Genomic DNA, 22,386 nt, shown 5'->3' on the forward strand with positions numbered 1-22,386 from the left:
AGGCACCATGACCACGTCATCCACGGGCACCCAGCCCGCCCAGAACGCCGGCAGCGGCCTCGCCGACTCCGACTTCGCGATCGACTCGCGCCAGACCACGACGCTCGGCGAGGCCTGGCAGGCCTACCTCAACCGCCTGCGCGGCGGCGACATGGGCGCCCTGCCCGCGACGCTGGGGCTCGTCGTCCTCTTCATCGTCTTCGGCTCGCTCAGCGACACCTTCCTGACCGCGCTGAACATCGCCAACCTCATCACCCAGGCCGGCGCGATCTGCGTCCTGGCCATGGCGCTCATCCCGGTGCTACTGCTCGGCGACATCGACCTGTCCGCGGGTGTCGCGGGCGCGGTCGGCGCCGCGGTCGCGGCGCTGGCGATCGACGACCACGGACTGCCCTGGTACGTCGCCGTCGTCGGCGCGCTCGTCGTCGGCATGGTGCTCGGCGCGTTCATCGGTGCGCTGGTCGCCAAGCTCGGCATCCCGAGCTTCGTCGTCACGCTGGCCTTCTTCCTGGCCCTGCAGGGCGTGCTGCTGAAGATGATCGGCCAGGGCGGCTCGGTCCGTGTGGCCGACCCGGTGCTGCGCGGCATCACCATCAAGAACGTGCCCGTCACGGTCGGCTGGATCGTCGCCGTCGCCGTGGTGGTCCTGTTCGCGGCCCTCACGCTGCTGCGTCACCGCACGCAGGTGCAGCGCGGTCTCGCGCACCAGCCGCTCAGCCTCATCCTCGTCAAGATCGCCGGCCTGGCGGTCGTCGTGCTGGGCCTCACGGCGCTGCTCAACGTCGACCGCAGCCGCAACCCGAACTTCCCGATCCAGGGTGTGCCGTACGTGCTGCTCGTGGTGGGTGCGCTGCTGGTGCTGTTCACCTTCCTGCTCAGCCGGACCCGCTACGGACGTCACGTGTACGCCGTGGGCGGCAACCGCGAGGCCGCTCGACGCGCGGGCATCAACGTCGACCGCATCCGCATCTCGGTCTTCGTCATCTGCACGTCGACGGCAGCCATCAGCGGCATCATCGCCGCGTCGTACGCCGGCAAGGTCTCGCCGTCGTCCGGTGGCGGCAACACGCTGCTGTACGCCGTCGGTGCGGCGGTCATCGGCGGCACGAGCCTCTTCGGCGGCAAGGGCAAGGCGCGCGACGGCGTCATCGGCGGTGTCGTGATCGCCACGATCGCCAACGGTCTCGGCCTGCTCAACCAGGCCAGCTGGATCAACTACGTCGTCACCGGAGGCGTGCTGCTGCTCGCCGCCAGCGTCGACGCCCTGTCGCGCCGTCGCCGGTCCGCGTCGGGCGTGAGCTGAGCCGACCATGCAGACGCGGGCCCGCGGGGGGGCGGGCACCAACCAGGAGGCCGTGAGACGGCACAACCTGGGCACGCTGCTCGGCCAGGTGCACCTGCGGGGCCGCGTGTCCCGGGCCGACCTCACCACGCACATGGGCCTGAACCGCAGCACGATCGCGGGGCTGGTGACCGAGCTGGAGTCCCTCGGCCTGGCCGAGCAGGTGCGGTCGGCCGCCGTGCGCAACGGCGCCGGCCGTCCCTCGCCCGACGTGGTCCCGACGCCAGACGGAGCCCACGTGCTGGCCGTCGACGTGCGGGTCGACGGCCTGGCCGTGGCCCGCGTCGGGCTGGGCGGCACGGTGCTGGCCCGCGCCACCGGGCCCATCCCGGCCTCGCGCGACCCGCACGCGGTCGCCGACGCCATCCACGCGATGCTGCGCCTCGTGGTGCGCGACGCCGCCCCGAGCAGTGCGCTCGTCGGCGTCGGCATGGCCGTCCCCGGCGTGGTGCGCCGGTCCGACGGCATGGTGCGGCTCGCCCCGAACCTCGGCTGGGTCGACGTGCCGTTCAGCGCGATCCTCTCCGAGCGCCTCGGCCGGATCGCCCCGGTCGAGGTGGGCAACGACGCCGACCTCGGCGCGCTCTCGGAGCATCTTCGCGGTGCGGGCGTCGACGTGGCTGACCTCGTGTACCTCTCGGGCGAGGTCGGCGTCGGAGCCGGCGTGATCGTGGGCGGGCACCGGCTCGTCGGCGCGGGCGGCTACGCGGGCGAGATCGGTCACCTGTCGCTCGACCCGCAGGGTCGCGAGTGCCACTGCGGCAACCGCGGCTGCTGGGAGACGCAGGTCGGTGCGCACGCCATCGCCGAGGCGATCGGGTGCCCGGCCGACCGGGTCGCGTCGCTCGATGAGGTGCTCGACGCGTTGACGAGCGCCGACGAGGACCTCCGCGAGGTCGGCCGGCTCCTGGGTCGCGGGCTCGCGAACGTCGTCAACCTGCTCAACCCGCAGGTCATCGTCCTGGGCGGGTTCCTGCGCTCGCTCTACCCCCTCGTGCGCGAGGAGGTCGACCGCACCCTGCACGACGCCGCGCTCGTGGCGCCCCAGGAGCTGGTGCGGGTCGCGCTGCCCGGTCTCGGGCCCGACGCGGTGCTGCTGGGTGCGGCGGAGACGGCCTTCGGCCGGCTGCTCGCCGACCCGGTCAGCTGCCTGGGCCAGGCCCAGCTCGACGTCGAGTCGGCGCTCGTCGTCGCCTGAGCGCCGGACGGCTCAGAGCGCGGCGACGCCGCTGAGCACGTCGGCCAGCGCCTGCTCCGCGGCACCCAGCGCGGCGGCCTCGATGCCCAGCTCGCCGACCCGCAGCGTCGGTCGGTGCGCGTCGGCCGATGGCAGCCGGTCGGCCAGCGTGGCGTCCGCGTCGTCGAGGATCCAGGGGGCCAGGGGCTGGAAGTAGCCGCCCAGCACCACGGTCTCGGGGTCGAGCACCGTGCACAGGGCCGCGAGGCCGCGGCCGAGGTCGGTCGCCAGCGACCGGAGGACGTCGGCGGCGGCGGGGTCGGTCGACGCGCGCTCCGCGACCTGGGCTGCGCGCTCCATGGGCGTGCCCTCGCCGGTCACGTCGACGGCCGCGAGCGTCGGCCGCAGACCGACCGTCGCCTCCCAGCACCCCAGCCGGCCGCAGGCGCACCGACGGTCGGGCTGTCCGACGGGCATGTGCCCGACCTCGCCGGCGAACCCGGACCCGCGCACGAGCCGACCGTCCTGCACGATCCCGCCACCGATGCCGACGGTGCCGGTGATGTACAGCGACGACGCCGGGCCGCGTGCTGCGCCGTGGGTCGCCTCGGCCACGGCGGCGAGGTTGGCGTCGTTGTCGACCTGCACGGGCAGGCCCAGCGACGCGGCGAGCCGGTCGCCGGGCCGGGTGTCCGTCCAGCCCAGGTTCGGCGCGAGCCGGACGGTCGCGTGGTCGCGCTCGACCAGGCCGGGGACGGCGAGGTGGGCCCCGACGATGCGCCCGGGGGCCTCGCGCCTGACCCGACCAGCCCGACCGGGGTCGACGGTCGACCCCGGCCCTGCGAGGACGCCTCGCCCTCGACGACGACGGCGTGCTCGGCGAGCTCGCCCACGATCGCCCCCACCGTGGCCTTGGCCAGGCCGGTGCGACGCGCGAGCGCCGACCGGCTCCCAGGGCCGTGGTCGCGCAGCGTGCGCAGCACGAGGGCCGTGTTGGCGCGACGCAGCTGGTCGGGGGCGGCCGGGGGCATGCTCAGCGCACCCCGTAGAGGTGCTCGAGCGCCAGCTGGTCGAGCCGCTCGAAGGCCATGCCGCGAGAGCCGAGGGTCTCCGGGTCCTCCTCCGGCGCGGCCTGCAGGTCCTGCCAGGTCTCGCCCTCGGCCAGGGTCGGCGTGGCCAGCTCGCCGACGCGCGACGCGGCGAGCGCCTCCTGCACGTCGGGGTCGGCGCGGAAGGCGAGCGACTTCTCGCGCAGCACCAGGTAGTTCGTCATGCACGCGGCGGCCGCCGTCCACACGCCGTCCTCGTCCTCGGTGCGCGGCGTCTTGAAGTCGAAGTGCACCGGTCCGTCGTAGCCGCCCTGCAGCAGCGTGTCGACGACCCAGAAGGCGCCACGGGCGTTGCCGGCGCCGAAGCGGAAGTCCTGGTCGTAGCGCGGGCCGGTCTGGCCGTTGAGGTCGATGTGGAAGAGCTTGTCGTGCCACAGCGCCTGCGCGTACCCGTGCGCGGCGTTCAGCCCGGCCATCTCCTCGTGCCCGATCTCGGGGTTCACGCCCACGAGCTCGGGACGCTCGAGGCTGTCGATGAAGGCGAGGGCGTGGCCGATCGTCGGGAGCAGGATGTCGCCGCGGGGCTCGTTCGGCTTGGGCTCGATCGCGAAGCGCAGGTCGTAGCCCTGGTCCACGACGTACTGGCCCAGGAGGTCGAAGCCCTCCTTGTAGCGCGACAGCGCAGCCTGCACGTCCTTGGCCGCGCCGCTCTCGGCGCCCTCGCGCCCGCCCCAGCACACGTAGACCTGGGCGCCGAGCTCGGCGGCGAGGTCGATGTTGCGCATGACCTTGCGCAGCGCGAACCGGCGCACGGCGCGGTCGTTCGACGTGAACCCGCCGTCCTTGAAGACGGGGTGGCCGAACAGGTTCGTCGTCGCGGTCGTCACGGCCAGGCCGGTGTCGGCGAGGCCCTGGCGGAAGCGGTCGAGGATGGCGTCGCGCTCCGACGTCGAGGAGCCGAAGGGCACGACGTCGTCGTCGTGGAAGTTCACGCCGTAGGCGCCGATCTCGGCGAGCTTCTCGAGCGCGTGGACCGGGTCCATCGGTGCGCGCGTCGGGTCGCCGAACGGGTCGCGGCCGGCGTACTGGACGGTCCAGATGCCGAAGGAGAACTTGTCGGCGGGGGTCGGGGTGGGGACGGACATGGTGCGCCTCTCGGTGGGTGGTGCGGTGGTCGGTGGTGGGTCGTCGGTGCGGCTGTCGTGCTGCCGGGTCAGGGCGGCCGGGTCAGGGAGTCAGGGCGGGCGTGCGGTCGCGCAGCGCGGCGTACGCGTCGCGGACGCCGGGCGTCGGGTCCGCCTGGAGCACCCGGGTGCCAGCGAGCGGCCAGGCGGGCGGCTCGGCCGATCCGGACAGGGTCCACGCGGCCTGGCGGGCGGCGCCGAGGGCGACGTACTCGGCGGACGCCGGCAGCACGACGTCGCGTCCCAGCACGGCCGGCGCGAGCGCCTGCACGGCCGAGCTCTTGGCGCCGCCGCCGATGAGCAGCACGCGGTCGACCCCGGTGAGCCCCTGGGCCACCGCGTCGAGCGCGTCGGCCAGGGAGCACAGCAGCGCCTCGACGGCGGCCCGGGCGACGTCGGCGCGGCTGGTCGCCGTGGTGAGCCCGGCCCAGGTGCCGCTGGCGTCGGGCCGGTTCGGGGTGCGCTCGCCGTCGTAGTACGGGCTGACGGTGAGGCCGTGGGCACCTGGTACGGAGTCGAGGGCGAGTGCGGCGAGCTCGTCGTGGTCGACGCCGAGGAGACGGGCGTGCAGGTCGAGGATGCGGGCGGCGTTGAGCGTCGTGGCCATGGGCAGGTAGCGGCCCGTCGCGTCGGCGAACCCGGTCACGACGCCGGTGCGGTCGACGACGGGGGAGTCGCTGACGGCGGCGGCGACGCCGGACGTGCCGATCGACAACGACACGTCGCCCGGTCCGAGCCCGAGCCCGAGGGCGGCCGCCATGTTGTCGCCCGTGCCGGGAGCCACGACGGCGCCGTGCTCGGTGGTGCCGACCTGCTCGTTCGGGCCGGCGACGCGGGGGAGGCCGGCGGCATGGCCCAGGGCGCGCTCGAGGAGGTCCTCGCGGTACGCGCCGTCGGCCGCGGAGTAGTAGCCGGTGCCCGAGGCGTCGCCGCGGTCCGTGGCGGGTGCGGAGCGACGACCTCCGGCGTGCCACGACAGGTAGTCGTGGGGGAGCAGCACGCGCGTCGTGCGTCGTGCGGCGTCGGGCTCGTGGTCGCGCAGCCAGCGCAGCTTCGTGATCGTGAAGGAGGCGACGAGGACGCTGCCCACGGCCTCGGCGCAGGCGGCCGGTCCGCCGATCTCCTCGACCAGCTCCGCGGCCGCAGCGGCCGAGCGGGTGTCGTTCCACAGCAGCGCGTCGTGGACGGGCGCGTCCTCGGCGTCGAGCGCGACCATGCCGTGCTGCTGCCCCCCGACGGCCACGGCGGCGGCGCGGGGGAGCAGGGGACCGGCGGCGGCGTCGAACGCCTCGAGCCAGGCCCGCGGGTCGACGCTGGTGCCGTCGGGGTGAGGGGCCGTGCGTGACGCGACGACCGTGCCGTCGTCGGCGTCGACGAGGACGGCCTTCGTGGACTGCGTCGAGGAGTCGACGCCGAGGACGAGGGGCATGTCCCCATATTCGTTCAGGTTCCGAACGAAGTCAAGCATTCAGCGTGACGTGTCTCACGCGTACGCGGACTGCGGCGAGGGCGGGGCCGTTCGGCGTGCGCTCCCGCGCGCGTCGCCGTGCGTTCATCCGCGACCGGTCGGCTGGGGCCATGACTGACACGCCCGAACCCACCACCCCACCCGACCGCACGCGACGACGTCTCGTCGTGGGTGGGGCCGTCGGCGCGGCCACGGTCGGCACCGGCGGCGTCCTGGTCCCCGCGGCGGCCTCGGGGGCTGCCGCGGACCGACGCCGGCACGCCGACGCGCTGCGCCGCAATCCCTTCACGCTCGGCGTCGCGTCCGGCGACCCCGTGCCCGACGGGGTCGTGCTCTGGACCCGGCTCGCCCTCGACCCGACCGCCGCCGACGGACGGGGCGGCATGCCCGACCGACCCGTCGCGCTCACGTGGCAGGTGGCCAGCGACGCTCGGTTCCGCCGCGTCGTGCGGACCGGTCGCGTGACCGCGCTCCCGCAGCACGCCCACAGCGTGCACGTCGAGGTCGAGGGACTGCGGCCCGGTCGCGAGTACTGGTACCGCTTCCGGGCCGGGCGCCACGTCTCTCGCGCCGCCCGCACCAGCACGTCACCGACCCCGGGCGCCCTGCCCGCCTCGATGACGATGGCGTTCGCCTCCTGCGCCCAGCTCGAGCACGGCTTCTTCAGCGCCTACCGCAACATCGCGGCCGACCAGCCCGACCTCGTCCTCCACCTGGGCGACTACCTCTACGAGTACACGGCCCGCGACTACGTGGCACCCGGCGGGAACGTGCGCGACCACGAGGGTCCGGAGACCGTCGACCTCGCCTCCTACCGCCAGCGGCACGCGCAGTACAAGGCCGACGCCGACCTGCAGGCAGCCCACGCGGCCGCACCGTGGCTCGTGGTGTGGGACGACCACGAGGTCGACAACAACTGGGCGGGCGACACCCCCGAGAACATCGCGGAGAAGCCCGGGTTCGCCGCGCGCCGGGCGGCCGCGTTCCGGGCCTACTACGAGAACATGCCGCTGCGCCGCTCGTCGATCCCGCGGGGGGACCACCTGCAGCTCTTCCGTCGGCTGCACTGGGGTGCGCTCGCGTCGTTCCACATGCTCGACACGCGCCAGTTCCGCGACGACCAGGGCTGCGGCGACGGCTACCGGGCCGACTGCCCGGCGGCCGTCGACCCGAGCCGCAGCATCGACGGACCCGCGCAGGAGCGCTGGCTGCTCGACGGGTTCCGCCGCTCGCGGGCCCGCTGGGACGTCATCGGCCAGCAGGTGTTCTTCGCCCAGCGCGACAGCACCGACGGTCCGGTCAAGACGGTGTCGATGGACGCCTGGGACGGCTACCAGGCGTCGCGAGACCGCATCACGCGCGGCTGGGTCGACGCGCAGGTCCGCAACCCCGTGGTGCTCACCGGCGACGTGCACGCCCACTGGGCCTCGGAGCTGAAGCTCGACTACGACGACCCGACGTCGCGCAGCGTCGGCACCGAGCTCGTGTGCTCGTCGGTCACGTCGGGCGGCAACGGCGCCGACAGCGCCGTGACGGCGCACCCGTGGCTGCGGTGGAACCCGCACCTGAAGCTGCAGAACAACCTCCGCGGCTACGTGCGCACCCGCATCACGCCCGACGACCTGACGGCCGAGTTCCGCTGCCTGCCCCAGGTGCGGACCCCGGGCGCGGAGGCGTTCACGCGGGCCACGTTCGTCGTGGAGGACCGCGTGCCGGCGCTGAACCTCGTCCAGGACCGTGGGGTCCCCGGCGCGCGGACGTTCGCGGGGCGCTCGGCCGAGGAGGACACCCGCGCGACGATCGAGCACGAGACCGCGCGTCCCCGGTGACCGTGCTCGGGGACGCCCGCCGCGCTGCCGCGAGGTCCGGAGCTGCCTAGGCTGACGACGTGACGATCCACGACGAGCACCCGTTCGTGCCGCCCGAGGGGGAGCGCGACGTGCTCCGACGCCTGCGCGGTCGTCTGCCGGCGGCCGTCACGGTCTGGGCGGCCGGCGAGGGGCGGAGCAGGGTCGGGCTGACCGTCTCCTCCTTCCTGCTCGCCGCGGGCGACCCGGCTCGCGTGCTGGCGCTGGTCGACGAGGAGTCGGACCTCTGGGACGCCCGCCCCGAGCGCGTGAGCGTGAACGTGCTCGGGGCGGACCACGCCTACCTCGCCGACGCCTTCGCGGGGACGGCGCCGGCTCCCGGCGGCCCGTTCACGCTCGGGTCGTGGAGCGACGGTCCTTGGGGACCGTGCCTCGACGACGCCGTCGCCTGCGTCGGCGTCAGCCTCGACGACGTCGAGCCCGGGCACGAGGGGTGGAGCCTGCTGCTGCGCGGCACCGTCGACGACGTCGACCTGCGCGACGGACCCGCCCTGATGCACCTGCGCGGTCGCTACCGCACCTGACGGTGGTGCCCGGCGTGCGTGAGGTGCGCTGGCTAGACTGACCGAATGGCGTTGCTCGACGAGATCACCGGCCCCGCGGACCTGCGGGCGATGTCCGACGCCGACCTCGAGACGCTCGCCCACGAGATCCGTGAGCGCACGATCGACGCCGTCGCGGCGCACGCCGGGCACCTGGGCCCGAACCTCGGCGTCGTCGAGCTGACGCTCGCGCTGCACCGGGTCTTCGACTCCCCGCGCGACCGCATCGTGTGGGACACCGGCCACCAGGCCTACGTGCACAAGATGGTCACCGGACGCGCCGGCGACTTCGACACCCTGCGCCAGGAGGGTGGCCTGTCCGGCTACCCGAGCCGGGCGGAGTCCGAGCACGACTGGGTCGAGAACAGCCACGCGTCCACCAGCCTGTCCTACGCCGAGGGCATGGCGCGGGCCAACCAGGTGCTGGGACGCGACGACCACGTCGTCGCGGTGATCGGCGACGGCGCCATGACGGGCGGCATGGCCTGGGAGGCCATCAACAACATCGCCGCCTCGCAGGACCGTCGCGTCGTCATCGTCGTCAACGACAACGGGCGCTCCTACCAGCCGACGGTCGGCGGACTCGCCAACCGGCTCACCGACATCCGCACCAACCCGCGCTACGAGCCGGCGCTCGGCGCGATCCGCGAGCGGCTGAACCGCGGCGGCTCGGTCGGCCCGGCCGCCTACGACGCCCTGCACGCCATCAAGAAGGGCCTGAAGGACGTCCTCGCGCCGCAGGGCATGTTCGAGGACCTCGGCCTCAAGTACGTCGGCCCCGTCGACGGGCACGACCGCAAAGCCGTCGAGTCCGCCCTCGCGCACGCCAAGCGCTTCGGCGGTCCCGTGCTCGTGCACGTCCTGACCACCAAGGGCCAGGGCTACGACATCGCCGTCGCGAACGAGAACGACCAGATGCACCAGGCCCCGCAGTTCGACCGGACGACGGGCGACGCCGTCTCGGTCGCGCCGGCCGGGTGGACGTCGGTCTTCCGCGACGAGGTCGTCCGGATCGCCGACGAGCGCCCCGACGTCGTCGGCATCACCGCGGCGATGCTCTACCCCGTCGGGCTCGACGCGTTCGCCGACAAGTTCCCCGACCGTGTCTTCGACGTCGGCATCGCCGAGCAGCACGCCGCGACGAGCGCCGCCGGCATGGCGATGGCCGGGCTCCACCCGGTGGTCGCGGTCTACGCCACGTTCCTCAACCGCGCGTTCGACCAGGTGCTGCTCGACGTCGCCCTCCACCGGTGCGGCGTCACGTTCGTGCTCGACCGCGCGGGCGTCACCGGCGACGACGGCGCGAGCCACAACGGCATGTGGGACATGTCGATGCTGCAGCTCGTGCCGCGGCTGCGCCTGGCCGCGCCGCGCGACGGCGCACGGCTGCGCGAGCTGCTGCGCGAGGCCGTCGACGTCGACGACGCGCCCACGGTGGTGCGCTTCGCGAAGGGTGCCGTGCCCGCCGACGTCGAGGCGATCGACACGGTCGGCACGTGCGACGTGCTCGCCCGCGGCGACCGCCAGGACGTCCTCGTGCTCGCGGTCGGCTCGATGGTGCCCACCTGCCTCGCGGCGGCGGAGCAGCTGTCGGCGCAGGGGTTGGGGGTCACGGTCGTCGACCCGCGCTGGGTCAAGCCGTTCGACCCCGCCGTCGTCGGGCTCGCCGCCGAGCACCGCCTCGTCGTGACGGTCGAGGACAACGGCCGGACCGGCGGTGTCGGGGCGGCGTTCACGCAGGCGCTGCGCGACGTCGAGAGCGACGTGCCTGTCCGCGTGCACGGCGTGGCCCAGGAGTTCCTCGACCACGCGAAGCGTCCGGTCATCCTGGAGCGGCTCGGCCTCACGCCGGACGCCGTGGCCGCCGACACGCACGCCGCCTGGCTGCGACTGACCGGGAACAACGCGGACGTCTGAGGGCTTGACGATGAAGTGGCCCTCACGACGTGACCGAGACGACGCGACCGACCCGACGCCCTCCGGCGACGGCCCGGTCCTCATCCATGCCCTCGACGGGTTCCTGACCGCGGGCGGAGCGCCGCGCATCGCGGCGCAGCACCTGCTCTCCGGGCGCGGCGAGGTGCTGCGCAGCTTCGACGTCGACGAGCTGTACGACTACCGCGCGCGGCGTCCGTTCATCACGTTCCGCCAGGACCACTACGTCGACTACGACGAGCCGCGGCTCGACGTCGTCCGCGAGCACGACCGGTCGGGCACGCCGTACCTGGTGCTGACGGGTCCGGAGCCGGACTTCCGGTGGGAGTCGTTCGTCGACGGCGTGCAGGAGGTCGTGGAGGACCTCGACGTGAGCCTGACCCTCGGCCTGGGGGCGGTGCCGATGGGCGTGCCGCACACGCGGCCCACGATGATCACGGCGCACGGCTCGCGACCGGAGCTCGTCGACCGCACGAACCTGTGGCAGGCCGAGGTGCGCGTGCCGTCGTCGGCGCAGTCGCTGCTGGAGTACCGGCTGACCCAGCGCGGGCTCGACAGCGCCGGCTACGTCGCGCACGTGCCGCACTACCTGACCCAGGTCGACTACCCGCCGGCGGCGCTCGCGCTGCTCGAGGCGGTGCTCGACCGCACGGGCCTCGACCTCGACCTCGACCCGCTGCGCGCCGTGCAGGGCGCCACGGTGGCCGACATCGAGCGTCAGATCGAGGACCAGGGCGGCGCCGAGGTCCTCGCGGGCCTCGAGCAGCAGTACGACGCCTTCACCCGCGGCGCCGCCGAGTCCCTCCTCGCCGAGGACGGCGACCTGCCCAGCGGCGACGAGCTGGCCGACCAGTTCGAGCAGTTCCTCGCCCGTCAGCGCAAGGACGACCAGGACTGACGCGGTCTCGCCCACCATCGGTGGATCTGGACCCTTGGAAGCGCTCCTGCGGTTCAGCATCCACCGATGGCGGGCAGCGCGACGCAAGGATCCTGCGTTCACGACGGGATCCCGTAGCCAACGCAGACGTGTGGGACCAGCAGCGGCCCAACGCAGCATCGTGCGTCCACCCCGTGCCGAACCCGCAGCCCGAGACCCCAGCCCAGCGCCATCGCCAGCCGCCCGGTCGAGGCGCTCACGGAGACGAGACACAGCGCCAGCCGAGCCAGCGCAGCAGCACGATGAAACCCCTTGCAGGCAGCGCAGCAGCAAGCCGTCACCCGCGCAGGCAGCGCGCGCGGTCACGACGCGACGCAAGCAAGCACCACGGTGTGAGCCCGCTCTCCACCCCCGCACGCCGACGCGGAGCGGTCTCGCGGATCGGTAGGATCTGCGCGTGCCTGCATCCCTCGACGAGCTCGTGACCCTGCTGGACCTCGAACCGCTCGAGGTGGGCCTCTTCCGTGGCGGTCAGCCGGAGGGGTCCAGCCTGAAGCGGGTCTTCGGCGGCCAGGTGGCGGCCCAGGCCGTGACGGCCGCCCAGCTGACGGTGCCGGAGGACCGGCACATCCACTCGTTGCACGCGTACTTCCTGCTCGGCGGCGACCCGTCGATCCCGATCGTGTACGACGTCGAGAACGTGCGCGACGGTGGCTCGTTCACGACGCGTCGGATCGCGGCGCGTCAGCACGGCGAGAACATCTTCTACATGACGGCGTCGTTCCAGCGCACGGAGGACGGGTTCGACCACCAGGACGTCATGCCGCAGGTGCCGTCGCCGGAGGAGTCGGTGCCGCTGCTCGACGTGATCCGCCAGGTCCGCCCGCAGGAGGTGGAGTCGTGGAAGCGTGAGTGGTCGTCGTTCGACCTGCGCTACATCGGCGACAACCGCCCGGCCGACGACCCGACGCGGGCGACGGTGCCGGCGGTGCAGCGGCTGTGGTTCCGGGCCGACGGCACGCTGCCGGCGTCGCGGATCATCCACACGGCGGCGTTCGTGTACATCAGCGACTTCAGCCTGCTGGGCGTCGCGCTGCTGCCGCACGGTGAGCTGATCAGCTCACCGCGGGTGCAGCCGGCGTCGCTGGACCACACGATCTGGTTCCACCGGCCGATCAGCGCCGACGAGTGGCTGCTGTACGACCAGACGTCGCCGTCGGCGTCGGGTGCGCGCGGACTGAGCACGGCCCGGGTGTTCGCCGAGGACGGTACGCTCGTCGCGACCGTCGCGCAGGAGGGCCTGATCCGACGGGTCACGCCCCGCGACTGACGCCCCCGGTCGTCACGGCGTCCCGAACGACAGCGACGACGGGTGCTGGGGTCCGGTGAGCACCGTCATCGGCACGAGCGCCGGGAGGAGCGAGCCGATGGTCGGCAGCAGGTGCGGCGCGTCGAAGCCCTGCACCGAGACGCGCAGCCGGTGTCCCTGGGGGATGCGGGCGCGGGTGGGGAAGATCTCGACGTCGATCGGCGCGACCTGGCCGGGGGCGAGCGGAGCCTGCGCCGCGCGCGTGAACGGGTGGTACGGCTGCACCAGCGTCCCGTCGACGTAGCGCGAGCGTGAGCGGTCGAGCGCGCGGTGCGAGAGCACCTGCCAGCCGCCGGTGAGCCGCGAGACCGTGCCGTCGGGTGCGACGTCGGAGACGGTGACCGAGAGCATGCCGTCGCCGGCGGGGGAGGAGGTGTAGAGGCGTGCGTTCAGCGGTCCCTGCACCACGACGTCGGCCTTGAGCGGCGCGGTCTCGAACACGGGGCCGAGGGTGTCGTTGAAGGAGTTGTTCGTGAAGCACGGCAGGTCCGGCAGCGCCTGGCGCAGGATGCCCGCGGTCCACTGGTTGGCCGAGCGCGTGCAGAGACCCTGCACGGGGATGGTCGGCACGGTCGTGCTGCCGCTGCGCGGCGGCCCGGCGGTGAGGCCGCCCGGCGCGCCGGCCGTCGTGGCGGTGCCGCTGAGCCGGAACGTGCGTGGGGTGAGGGTCGACGGCATCCACGACGTCCCGCGGACCCAGCGACCGCTGCCCTGCTCGTAGCTGCTGAGACCGGCGATCTCGTCGAGCCGCTGGCCGGGGAGGCCCTTGACGTAGTGGTCGAACCAGCGCAGCTGCAGCTGCTCGATGCTGCCGTAGCCGGCGTCGCCGACCTCGGCGCCCGACGAGCCCTGCAGGTGGTCCCAGGGGCCGACGATCATGCGGGTCGGGACGCCCCGACGCTGCAGGTTCTCGTACAGGAGCGGGGTGCCGCGCTGGAAGAGGTCGTACTGCCCGGCGATGAAGAACGTGGGCACGGTGATCCGTGACGCGACCTGCAGCGGCGAGCGCTGCGTGTAGAAGGCACCGTCGTAGGCGGGCTCGCCGCCGGTGAAGGCGGCGAGCAGGAGCTGGCTGCTGAACAGGCCGTTGCCGAGCAGGTGGGTCACGAGGGTGCCCAGGCCCGTGCCGGGGTCCGTCGCGGTGAGGGCCGGCGGGATGATCGACGTGCCGCTCACCAGGCCGAGCCAGAGCGGGATGAACCCGACGTCGAGCGCTCCGCCCGAGGCGACCACGTCGCGGTACACGTCGGCGCCGGGCACCTGGGGGAAGATGGCCTTCAGGCCCTTCGGCCGGTCGGCGGCGGCGAAGAGCTGGGCGATGCCCATGTAGGAGGGGCCGTTCATGGCCGTGCGTCCGTCGCTCCACGGCTGCTCGGCGGCCCAGGTCATGACCTCCCCGAAGTCGCGGTCCTCGCGCGAGCAGAACGCGCACCAGGTGCCGCCGGAGCTGCCGGTGCCGCGGGCGTCGACCGTGAGGTGCAGGTAGCCGCGCTTGACCAGGTAGCTCGGGTCGGTCCCCAGGAGGCCGCCGGCCTGGGACTGGACGTTCTTGTTGTAGGCCGTGATGGTGACGACGACCGGCAGCCGTCGGGTGACCGTCCGTCCGGAGGCGTCGACGGGGCGCATGAGGTTGCCGCGCAGCACGGTCCCGTCGGACGTGCGGATCGCGAGGTCCTGCTGGGTGACGGTGCTCGGGTACTGCTCGGGCCGCGGCTTCCACGCCGACGTCGCCGAGACGGCGCCCGTGACGGATGTCGCGGAGGCGGGCGGGACCGCCGTGGCCGCGCCCGCCGGGGCCGTCAGCGCGGCGCACGTCGCCGCTGCGAACACGGCGAGCACGAGGGTGCGGGTGAGCAGGTTCGTCATCGGTCCTCCTGGTGGTCCGGGAGGACCAACGACGAGACCTGCATCACGTCACGCCCGTGACGACGTCAGTGGCTGACCCGACCGACGAGGTGCGTCACGTCCTTCTTCTGCGCGCGGACGCCGAAGACGATGCCGTCGTCGGACGCGTCGGACCCGAAGACGACGGTCGTCGGCAGCAGCACCGGCTTCTTGAACTCGACGTCGACGGTGAACGCGTCGGGCAGCCGGTTCTGCAGGGCCGCCAGGCTGCGCGCCTTGGTCCACATCCCGTGCGCGATGTTGGTCGGGAAGCCGAACGCCTTCGCGGTGACGGGGTAGAGGTGGATGGGGTTGCGGTCGCCCGAGACGGCGCCGTAGCGGCGTCCGAGGTTGCCCGCGAGCCGCCAGTGCACGACGCCTCGCGGCGCCTCGACGCCGTCGAGCACCGGCGTCGAGGTCTCGGCGTCGCCGCCGCGCCCCCGCGAGAACAGCGTCATGGTCTCGTCCCAGACGACCTCGTCGCCGACCGTGACGGTGGTGAGCACGTCGACGAGGCGGCCCTTCGGGTGCGGGCGCAGGTCGGCGGCGTGCACGGACACGTCGAACGTCTCGTCGAGGCCGATCGGGCGGTGCTGGGTGATGCGGTTGCGCAGGTGCACCAGGCCCATGGGCGCGAACGGGAACGACGTGTCGGTCATGAGCGCCATGTGCAGCCCGAAGGCCGCCATGTGCGGGTACGTGACCGGCAGGTGCTCGGCGCGCGGGAACGCGCAGACCTCGAGGTAGCGCTCCAGGTGGGCCGGGTCGGTACCGACGCCGCGCCGCTCGAGCACGAGGTCGGGCACGGTGCCCGACGCGTGCTTGACGCCGGGCAGCGATCCGACGACCGGCAGGGCCGGCAGGGCCGCCTTGAGCATGAGCGGCAGCGTGGCCGGAGCCGCCTCGAACTGCCTCGTGGTCACGACGCCCCCAGCAGCATCTGGCCGTTGACGCCGAGCACGTTGCCGCTCACCGCGCCGGAACCGGGGTTGGCGAACCAGGCGATGGCCTCGGCGACGTCGACGGGCTGGCCGCCCTGCGACATCGAGTTCATGCGACGGCCGGCCTCGCGGATGCCGAGCGGGATGGTCTTGACCATCTCGGTCTCCATGAAGCCCGGGGCCACGACGTTGGCCGTGATGCCGTCGCCGGCCACGCGCTCGGCGAGCGCCTGGATCCAGCCGATGACGCCCGCCTTCGCGGAGGCGTAGTTGGTCTGGCCGTTGTTGCCCGCGATGCCGGCGATGGACGCGATGCCGATGACGGTGCCGCCCTCGTTGATGAGGCCCTGGGCCAGGAGCTCGTCGGTGATCCGCTGCGGGGCGCCGACGGAGATGTCGACGACGAGCTGCCAGTTCTCGGGCTTCATGTTCCGCAGGCGCTTGTCGCGCGTGATGCCCGCGTTGTGCACCACCACGTCGACGGCGCCGTAGTTCTCCTTGACGTACGCCGCGATCGTGGCGGGGGCGTCCTCGGCGGTGATGTCGCCGACGATGTAGCCGCCGCCGAGCTCGTCGGCGAGGGCCTTGAGGTCGGCCTCGAGGGGCGGGACGTCGAGGCCGATGACGGTGGCGCCGTCACGGGCGAGGGTGCGCATGTCGGCCTCGCCGAGACCGCGCGACGCGCCGGTGACGAGGGCGACCTTGCCGGCCAGCGGCTTCTCGAGGTCGACCGGGTCCGTGACCGACGTGATGCCCGTGGTGCCGATCCGCACGACCTGGCCGGACACGTAGGCCGACTTGGGAGAGAGGAAGAAGCCGAGCGTCGACGCGAGGGACGTCTCGGCGCCGGGGGCGAGGTAGACGAGGTTCGCCGTGCTGCCGCCACCGACCTCCTTGGCGAGGGAGCGGGTGAAGCCCTCGAGGGCACGCTGCGCGACGCGGGCGCCCTCGCTGCCGGCCTCCTCGGGGACGGTCCCGACCACGACGACGCGGCCGCTGCCCTGGAGCTGGCGCAGCACGGGCGTGAAGAACTGCTGCAGCGCGACGAGGCCGGCCGCGTCCGCGATGCCGGTCGCGTCGAACACGAGGCCCTTGTAGCGCTTGCCCTGGGCGGGCACGCCGGTCGCCTCGACCTTGAGCGCCTTCAGCGCGGCCGTGACGGCCTTCGCGACGTCGCCCTGCGTGGCGCTGCCCGTCAGCACGGAGCCCTGGACGAGCGGGCCGCCCTCGTAGCGCTCCAGGTACGGAGGGTTGGGCAGTCCGAGGTTCTTGACGAGGAACTTGCCGATCGGGTTGTGGGCCAGGTCCTGGTAACGATCGCTCATCGCCGGGTGTGTCCTATCTCTCGCATACCATTGGTATCTGGATTCGCAGCCAAACTGTAACTTGGAGTGACACCAACGTCCACCGAGGGTGGCGAGGCGCACACGGGCGTGCAGGCGACCGAGGACCGCGTCGCGTGACACCATCGTCGCACCCACCCCGGTGGCTCGGCACCACCCGACCACCCCGTCCACCCCGAAGCGCAAGGAGCACCGCGCCATGGCGGAGAACACCCCCGCGAAGAAGACGGCCGCCAAGAAGGCCCCGGCCAAGAAGACGCCGGCCTCGACGTCCCCCGCCGCGACGAGCGGCGCAGTGGCCGAGGCCTCGTCCGGCCAGAGCATCCGCAAGGTCGTCGTCGTCGGCGGCAACCGGATCCCGTTCGCCCGGTCGAACACCGTCTACCAGAACGTCTCCAACCAGGAGATGCTCACCGCGGCGCTCGACGGCCTCGTCGCCCGCTACGGCCTCGAGGGCGAGCGCATCGGCGAGTTCGTCGCCGGCGCCGTCCTCAAGCACAGCCGCGACTTCAACCTCGCCCGCGAGGTCGTGCTCGGCTCCGCGCTGTCGCCCGAGACGCCCGCCGAGGACATCCAGCAGGCCTGCGGCACCGGTCTGCAGGCCGCGTTCCAGGTCGCGGCCAAGATCCAGCTCGGCAAGATCGAGTCCGGCATCGCCGGCGGCACCGACACCACGTCGGACGCCCCGCTGGCCATCGGCGACAAGCTCCGCAAGATCCTCATCGAGGCCAACAACGCCAAGGACACCAAGGGCCGGCTCGCCGCCCTGGCCAAGGTCCGTCCGGCCTACCTCGCGCCCGACCAGCCCCGCAACGCCGAGCCGCGCACCGGCCTGTCGATGGGTGACCACCAGGCCCTCACCACGCACGCCTGGGGCATCACGCGCGAGGCGCAGGACGAGCTCGCCGCGCGGTCGCACCAGAACCTCGCGAAGTCCTGGGACGAGGGCTGGCAGGACGACCTCGTCACCCCGTTCCACGGCGTCACGAAGGACAACCACCTGCGCCCCGACTCCACGGTCGAGAAGCTGGCGAAGCTCCGGCCGGTCTTCGGCAAGCAGCTCGGCGACGAGGCGACCATGACGGCCGGCAACTCCACGCCGCTGTCCGACGGCGCCTCGGTGGCGCTGCTCGCCTCGGAGGAGGAGGCGGAGCGTCGCGGCTGGACCAAGCGCGCCTACTTCGTCGACTACGAGACGGCCGCCGTCGACTACGTCAGCGGCGCCGAGGGCCTGCTCATGGCTCCGGCCTACGCCGTCCCGCGCATGCTCGCCCGCAACGGCCTGACGCTGCAGGACTTCGACTACTACGAGATCCACGAGGCGTTCGCCGGCCAGGTGCTGTCGACGCTGGCCGCCTGGGAGGACGCCGACTTCTGCCAGCAGAAGCTCGGCCTCGACGTGCCGCTCGGCTCGATCGACCGCAGCAAGCTCAACGTCAAGGGCTCCTCGCTCGCCGCGGCCCACCCGTTCGCCGCCACCGGAGCCCGCATCGTGGCCAACCTCGCGAAGCTGCTCCACGAGAAGGGCGCGGGCAGCCGCGGCCTCATCTCGATCTGCGCCGCCGGCGGCCAGGGCGTCGTCGCGATCCTCGAGGGCGCCTGACCCTCGACGTCCCGACGTCGACGACCCGCACGAACGAAGGACCCCCACGGCAGCGCCGTGGGGGTCCTTCGCGTGCCGAGGGTGAGTCAGGCGCCGCGCGCCATGGCCAGCGCGCCACGCAGCAGGTGGGCCAGGAGGTCGTCGGTGCCGACCGGGTCGACCACGGGCAGGCCCGAGATGTGCCGGCGGACCGACAGCTGCAGGTGGGCGAGGTTCAGCGCGCCGAGGCCCTGCGTGTAGAGCACGTTGGCGAGCAGGTGCGGGTCGGCCACGGCGAAGTCGCCGGTCCGGGTGCCGTCCTCCAGCACGCCGACGACGTGGCCGAGGCAGGCGCTCATGCCCGTGCCGAGGCGGATCATGACGTCCTCGCTGACCTCCTCCATCAGCTCGGTGCCGCGGCGACGCAGCAGCGTCTGCGCGCAGTCCACGAAGGCCGGGTGCTCGAGGCCGTAGCCGAAGAAGGCCCGCACGAGCAGCTCGAGCCGCTCGGCCGCGCCGAGGTCGGGGTCGTCACCGGGGGCGAGTGCGGCGTCGAGCTCGGTGAGGTAGCCGAGCAGCGTGACGGCGAACAGCTCCTCCTTGCTGGAGAAGTGCCGGTAGATGATGGCCCGGTTGATGCCGACGGCCCGCGCGATGTCCTCGATCTGCGCCTCGCGCACGCCCCGCTCGTCGAACAGGGCGCGGGTGGCGGCGACGATCTCGCGCGAGCGCTCGGCCCGCCGCTCGGCCGTCCGCGGACGCACCGCGGGGGGTGCTGGCGAGTCGGCCTCCGGCTCCGATACAGACATGGATCCATCCTAGGCTCGACGACGCGGGGCTCGTCGCTCCCGGTGCGTCGTGGCGGGTCGTCCGGCCGGACCTCGTCGGGCGCGCCACTGTCGGTGGCGGGTCGTACGGTGGAGCACATGAGGCCCTTGTCCGAGCTGCGCCGCCAGGTCGCCCCCTTCACCGTCGTCTCCGAGTACCAGCCCGCGGGCGACCAGCCTGCCGCCATCCAGGCGCTGCAGGAGCGGATCGAGGGCGGCGAGCAGGACGTCGTGCTCATGGGTGCGACCGGTACGGGCAAGACGGCCACGACGGCCTGGCTCGCCGAGCGGCTCCAGCGACCCATGCTCGTGATGCTGCCGAACAAGACGCTGGCCGCCCAGTTCGCGAACGAGCTGCGCGAGCTGCTCCCCAACAACGCCGTGGAGTACTTCGTCTCCTACTACGACTACTACCAGCCCGAGGCGTACGTCCCGCAGAGCGACACCTACATCGAGAAGGACTCCTCGATCAACGAGGAGGTCGAGCGGCTGCGCCACAGCGCCACCTGGTCGCTGCTCACCCGACGCGACGTGATCGTCGTCGCGACCGTCTCGTGCATCTACGGCCTCGGCTCGGCGCAGGAGTACATGGAGCGGATGATCCGCTTCAAGGTCGGCGACGAGAAGCCACGCGAGGAGCTCCTGCGCACGCTCGTGCAGGCCCAGTACGTCCGCAACGACGTCGCGCCGACCCGCGGCACCTTCCGGGTCAAGGGCGACACGCTCGAGATCTTCCCGGTCTACCAGGAGATGGCCGTCCGCATCGAGTTCTTCGGCGACGAGATCGAGCGGCTCATGACACTGCACCCGCTCACCGGCGAGGTGATCAGCGAGGACACCGAGCTGGCCGTCGGCGCAGCAACCCACTACGCCGTCGGGCCCGACATCATGACTCGGGCCATCGAGAGCATCGAGATCGAGCTCAAGGACCGGCTGGCCGAGCTCGAGGCGCAGGGCAGCCTGCTCGAGGCACAGCGGCTGCGCATGCGCACCACCTACGACATCGAGATGATGCAGCAGGTCGGCACCTGCTCCGGCATCGAGAACTACTCGCGCCACATGGACGGTCGTGCACCGGGCTCGGCGCCCAACTGCCTGCTCGACTACTTCCCGGAGGACTTCGTGCTCGTCCTCGACGAGTCGCACGTGACGGTGCCGCAGATCGGCGCCATGTACGAGGGCGACATGTCGCGCAAGCGCACGCTCGTCGAGCACGGCTTCCGGCTGCCCAGCGCCATGGACAACCGTCCGCTCACGTGGAGCGAGTTCCTCGAGCGCATCGGCCAGACCGTCTACCTCTCGGCCACGCCGGGCAACTACGAGATGGAGAAGACCGGCGGCGAGGTGGTCGAGCAGATCATCCGTCCCACCGGCCTCGTCGACCCCGAGGTGCTGGTCAAGCCCACGCGGGGCCAGATCGACGACCTCGTGGCGCAGATCCGCGACCGGGTCGAGAAGAACGAGCGGGTGCTCGTCACCACCCTCACGAAGAAGATGTCCGAGGACCTCACCGACTACCTGCTCGAGGCCGGCATCCGCACGCGTTACCTGCACAGCGAGGTCGACACGCTGCGTCGCGTCGAGCTGCTGCGTGAGCTGCGCATGGGCGAGTACGACGTGCTCGTCGGCATCAACCTGCTGCGCGAGGGTCTCGACCTGCCCGAGGTGAGCCTGGTGGCGATTCTCGACGCCGACAAGGAGGGCTTCCTGCGCTCCGGACGCTCGCTCATCCAGACGATCGGTCGCGCCGCCCGCAACGTGTCGGGCCAGGTGATCATGTACGCCGACCGGATCACGGACTCGATGGCGCTGGCCATCGACGAGACGAGCCGACGGCGCGAGCGGCAGGTCGCCTACAACACCGAGCGCGGCATCGATCCCCAGCCCCTGCGCAAGAAGATCGGCGACATCACCGATCTCCTGGCCCGCGAGGACGCCGACACGACCAAGCTGCTCGCCGCCACCGGCGACCACAAGCGTCGCGGTGCGCCCGTGCCGCTCGGCCAGCACACGGCCGACCTCGCCGACCTGCCCTCGGCCGACCTCGCCGCGCTCATCGAGCAGCTGAGCGAGCAGATGCACACGGCCGCGGCCGACCTGCAGTTCGAGGTCGCGGCGCGGCTGCGCGACGAGATCGGGGAGCTCAAGAAGGAGCTGCGCGGCATGCTCGAGGCGCACGCGTGACCGTCCGCGCCACCGCGGGTGACCTCGCGATCGAGGTCGACCCCTCGCACGGGGCCCGGCTCGTGTCCTTCACCGTCGCGGGGGAGGAGATCCTCTCCACGCAGGAGGTCCCCGGCGTGCCGACGTCGATCTCGCGCGGCTGCTACCCGATGGTGCCCTGGGCGGGACGGATCGGCGGCGGCACGCTCGAGCACGCCGGGCGGCGTCACGCCCTGCCGCTCGACGGCGACGGCAACGCGCTGCACGGTCTCGGTCTCGACGCCGTGTGGCAGCAGGACGACGCGACCGACGACGGTGCGGCGTTCTCCGTCGAGCTGGGCGACCCGTGGCCGGTCCGCGGGCGCGCCACGCTCCGCTACGCGCTCACGCCGCGGCAGCTGGTCTGCACGCTCACCTGGGACGGCGCCGGTCCGGGCGCGTCGTTCGGCCTGCACCCGTGGTTCCGACGCACGCTCTCCGACGGGACGAGGGCCGACGTCGACGTCGCACCCCTCGAGATGGTCGAGCGTGACGGCGCCCTGCCCACCGGTCGACTCGTCGCACCCCGCGAGGGTCCGTGGGACGACTGCTTCCGACTCGCTCGCGACCCGGTCGTGCGCTGGGGCGATGCGCTCACGCTGCGGCTGTCCAGCGACGCACCCTGGTGGGTGGTCTACAGCGAGCCCGAGCACGCGGTCTGCATCGAGCCGCAGACCGCCCCGCCCGACGCCTTCGCCCACCCGGACTGGCACCGCTGGCTGCAGGCGCGCTCCCTCACCTTCACGCTCGACGTCGAGACGCGGTAGGACCGGCGCCCCCGACCGCAGTGCGAGCG

General features: G+C 72.8%; 17 protein-coding genes. 10 read left to right on the plus strand and 7 right to left on the minus strand.

Going from position 1 to position 22,386, the window contains the following annotated elements:
* Window positions 1-7 precede the first annotated feature (7 nt).
* Both A6Q81_RS05020 and A6Q81_RS05025 read left to right on the plus strand, forming a co-directional pair.
* On the plus strand, window positions 8-1,303 hold the full coding sequence (locus A6Q81_RS05020; protein WP_067857786.1) for a sugar ABC transporter permease: 1,296 nt from the start codon (window positions 8-10) through the stop codon (window positions 1,301-1,303).
* A gap of 52 nt (window positions 1,304-1,355) precedes the next feature.
* Window positions 1,356-2,540 carry an ROK family protein gene (locus A6Q81_RS05025; RefSeq protein WP_286689740.1) on the plus strand — a complete coding sequence of 395 codons (1,185 nt, stop codon included), beginning with the start codon at window positions 1,356-1,358 and terminating at the stop codon, window positions 2,538-2,540.
* A 12-nt stretch (window positions 2,541-2,552) separates the two neighbouring features.
* Here A6Q81_RS05025 and A6Q81_RS05030 read toward each other — a convergent pair whose 3' ends face one another.
* The 3 genes from A6Q81_RS05030 to xylB all read right to left on the minus strand — a co-directional run bounded on the left by A6Q81_RS05030 (window position 2,553) and on the right by xylB (window position 6,181).
* Window positions 2,553-3,296: an ROK family protein gene (locus tag A6Q81_RS05030; protein WP_286689768.1), complete on the minus strand. Its 744-nt coding sequence runs from the start codon at window positions 3,294-3,296 to the stop codon at window positions 2,553-2,555.
* 256 nt (window positions 3,297-3,552) lie between these two features.
* Entirely contained in the window at window positions 3,553-4,713 is a 1,161-nt protein-coding gene (xylA, locus tag A6Q81_RS05035) for a xylose isomerase (protein ID WP_286689741.1), read from the minus strand.
* A gap of 82 nt (window positions 4,714-4,795) precedes the next feature.
* Window positions 4,796-6,181, minus strand: coding sequence for a xylulokinase (gene xylB, locus A6Q81_RS05040; protein ID WP_286689742.1), 1,386 nt, complete (start codon window positions 6,179-6,181; stop codon window positions 4,796-4,798).
* Window positions 6,182-6,330: 149 nt separating this feature from the next.
* Between xylB and A6Q81_RS05045 the strand changes: the two genes are divergently transcribed.
* The 5 genes from A6Q81_RS05045 (at window position 6,331) to A6Q81_RS05065 (ending at window position 12,772) form a co-directional block, all read left to right on the plus strand.
* A complete protein-coding gene (locus A6Q81_RS05045) occupies window positions 6,331-8,049 on the plus strand; it encodes an alkaline phosphatase D family protein (RefSeq protein ID WP_286689743.1) in 1,719 nt (572 codons plus the stop codon).
* A 59-nt stretch (window positions 8,050-8,108) separates the two neighbouring features.
* On the plus strand, window positions 8,109-8,612 hold the full coding sequence (locus A6Q81_RS05050; protein WP_286689744.1) for a flavin reductase family protein: 504 nt from the start codon (window positions 8,109-8,111) through the stop codon (window positions 8,610-8,612).
* A 45-nt stretch (window positions 8,613-8,657) separates the two neighbouring features.
* Window positions 8,658-10,547 carry a 1-deoxy-D-xylulose-5-phosphate synthase gene (gene dxs, locus A6Q81_RS05055; RefSeq protein WP_067857768.1) on the plus strand — a complete coding sequence of 630 codons (1,890 nt, stop codon included), beginning with the start codon at window positions 8,658-8,660 and terminating at the stop codon, window positions 10,545-10,547.
* 10 nt (window positions 10,548-10,557) lie between these two features.
* Window positions 10,558-11,463, plus strand: coding sequence for a PAC2 family protein (locus A6Q81_RS05060; RefSeq protein ID WP_067857765.1), 906 nt, complete (start codon window positions 10,558-10,560; stop codon window positions 11,461-11,463).
* A 436-nt stretch (window positions 11,464-11,899) separates the two neighbouring features.
* A complete protein-coding gene (locus A6Q81_RS05065) occupies window positions 11,900-12,772 on the plus strand; it encodes an acyl-CoA thioesterase (RefSeq protein WP_067857762.1) in 873 nt (290 codons plus the stop codon).
* A 12-nt stretch (window positions 12,773-12,784) separates the two neighbouring features.
* Here A6Q81_RS05065 and A6Q81_RS05070 read toward each other — a convergent pair whose 3' ends face one another.
* From A6Q81_RS05070 to A6Q81_RS05080, 3 genes are all read right to left on the minus strand, one after another.
* The gene (locus A6Q81_RS05070) at window positions 12,785-14,677 is read right to left on the minus strand and encodes a CocE/NonD family hydrolase (RefSeq protein WP_286689745.1); all 1,893 of its coding nucleotides are present in this window, start codon (window positions 14,675-14,677) and stop codon (window positions 12,785-12,787) included.
* 65 nt (window positions 14,678-14,742) lie between these two features.
* Window positions 14,743-15,618, minus strand: a complete 876-nt coding sequence (locus A6Q81_RS05075; protein WP_202967654.1) for a MaoC family dehydratase — start codon at window positions 15,616-15,618, stop codon at window positions 14,743-14,745.
* Window positions 15,615-16,961, minus strand: a complete 1,347-nt coding sequence (locus tag A6Q81_RS05080; protein ID WP_067857756.1) for a 3-oxoacyl-ACP reductase — start codon at window positions 16,959-16,961, stop codon at window positions 15,615-15,617. Before A6Q81_RS05080 ends, A6Q81_RS05075 begins: the two co-directional genes overlap by 4 nt.
* A 217-nt stretch (window positions 16,962-17,178) precedes the next feature.
* Between A6Q81_RS05080 and A6Q81_RS05085 the strand changes: the two genes are divergently transcribed.
* Entirely contained in the window at window positions 17,179-18,582 is a 1,404-nt protein-coding gene (locus tag A6Q81_RS05085) for an acetyl-CoA C-acetyltransferase (protein WP_286689746.1), read from the plus strand.
* Window positions 18,583-18,668: 86 nt separating this feature from the next.
* Here the strand turns inward: A6Q81_RS05085 and A6Q81_RS05090 are convergent, their stop codons facing one another.
* Entirely contained in the window at window positions 18,669-19,370 is a 702-nt protein-coding gene (locus A6Q81_RS05090) for a TetR/AcrR family transcriptional regulator (protein ID WP_067857753.1), read from the minus strand.
* 117 nt (window positions 19,371-19,487) lie between these two features.
* Here A6Q81_RS05090 and uvrB point away from each other — a divergent pair, with 117 nt between their 5' ends.
* Window positions 19,488-21,572: an excinuclease ABC subunit UvrB gene (uvrB, locus tag A6Q81_RS05095; RefSeq protein WP_286689747.1), complete on the plus strand. Its 2,085-nt coding sequence runs from the start codon at window positions 19,488-19,490 to the stop codon at window positions 21,570-21,572.
* A complete protein-coding gene (locus tag A6Q81_RS05100) occupies window positions 21,569-22,357 on the plus strand; it encodes an aldose 1-epimerase (RefSeq protein ID WP_067857747.1) in 789 nt (262 codons plus the stop codon). Before uvrB ends, A6Q81_RS05100 begins: the two co-directional genes overlap by 4 nt.
* The last annotated feature ends 29 nt before the right edge of the window (window positions 22,358-22,386 follow it).

Source organism: Aeromicrobium sp. REDSEA-S38_B2 (assembly GCF_001628525.1).
Classification (GTDB): domain Bacteria; phylum Actinomycetota; class Actinomycetes; order Propionibacteriales; family Nocardioidaceae; genus Aeromicrobium; species Aeromicrobium erythreum.

Excerpts from the sequence above, each read along its gene's own strand:
- A6Q81_RS05020 (WP_067857786.1), top strand. The coding sequence starts at position 8 with ATGACCACGTCATCCACGGGCACCCAGCCCGCCCAGAACGCCGGCAGC.
- xylA (WP_286689741.1), bottom strand. The coding sequence starts at position 4,713 with ATGTCCGTCCCCACCCCGACCCCCGCCGACAAGTTCTCCTTCGGCATC.
- xylB (WP_286689742.1), bottom strand. The coding sequence starts at position 6,181 with ATGCCCCTCGTCCTCGGCGTCGACTCCTCGACGCAGTCCACGAAGGCC.
- A6Q81_RS05045 (WP_286689743.1), top strand. The coding sequence starts at position 6,331 with ATGACTGACACGCCCGAACCCACCACCCCACCCGACCGCACGCGACGA.
- dxs (WP_067857768.1), top strand. The coding sequence starts at position 8,658 with ATGGCGTTGCTCGACGAGATCACCGGCCCCGCGGACCTGCGGGCGATG.
- A6Q81_RS05060 (WP_067857765.1), top strand. The coding sequence starts at position 10,558 with ATGAAGTGGCCCTCACGACGTGACCGAGACGACGCGACCGACCCGACG.
- A6Q81_RS05070 (WP_286689745.1), bottom strand. The coding sequence starts at position 14,677 with ATGACGAACCTGCTCACCCGCACCCTCGTGCTCGCCGTGTTCGCAGCG.
- A6Q81_RS05080 (WP_067857756.1), bottom strand. The coding sequence starts at position 16,961 with ATGAGCGATCGTTACCAGGACCTGGCCCACAACCCGATCGGCAAGTTC.
- A6Q81_RS05085 (WP_286689746.1), top strand. The coding sequence starts at position 17,179 with ATGGCGGAGAACACCCCCGCGAAGAAGACGGCCGCCAAGAAGGCCCCG.
- A6Q81_RS05090 (WP_067857753.1), bottom strand. The coding sequence starts at position 19,370 with ATGTCTGTATCGGAGCCGGAGGCCGACTCGCCAGCACCCCCCGCGGTG.
- uvrB (WP_286689747.1), top strand. The coding sequence starts at position 19,488 with ATGAGGCCCTTGTCCGAGCTGCGCCGCCAGGTCGCCCCCTTCACCGTC.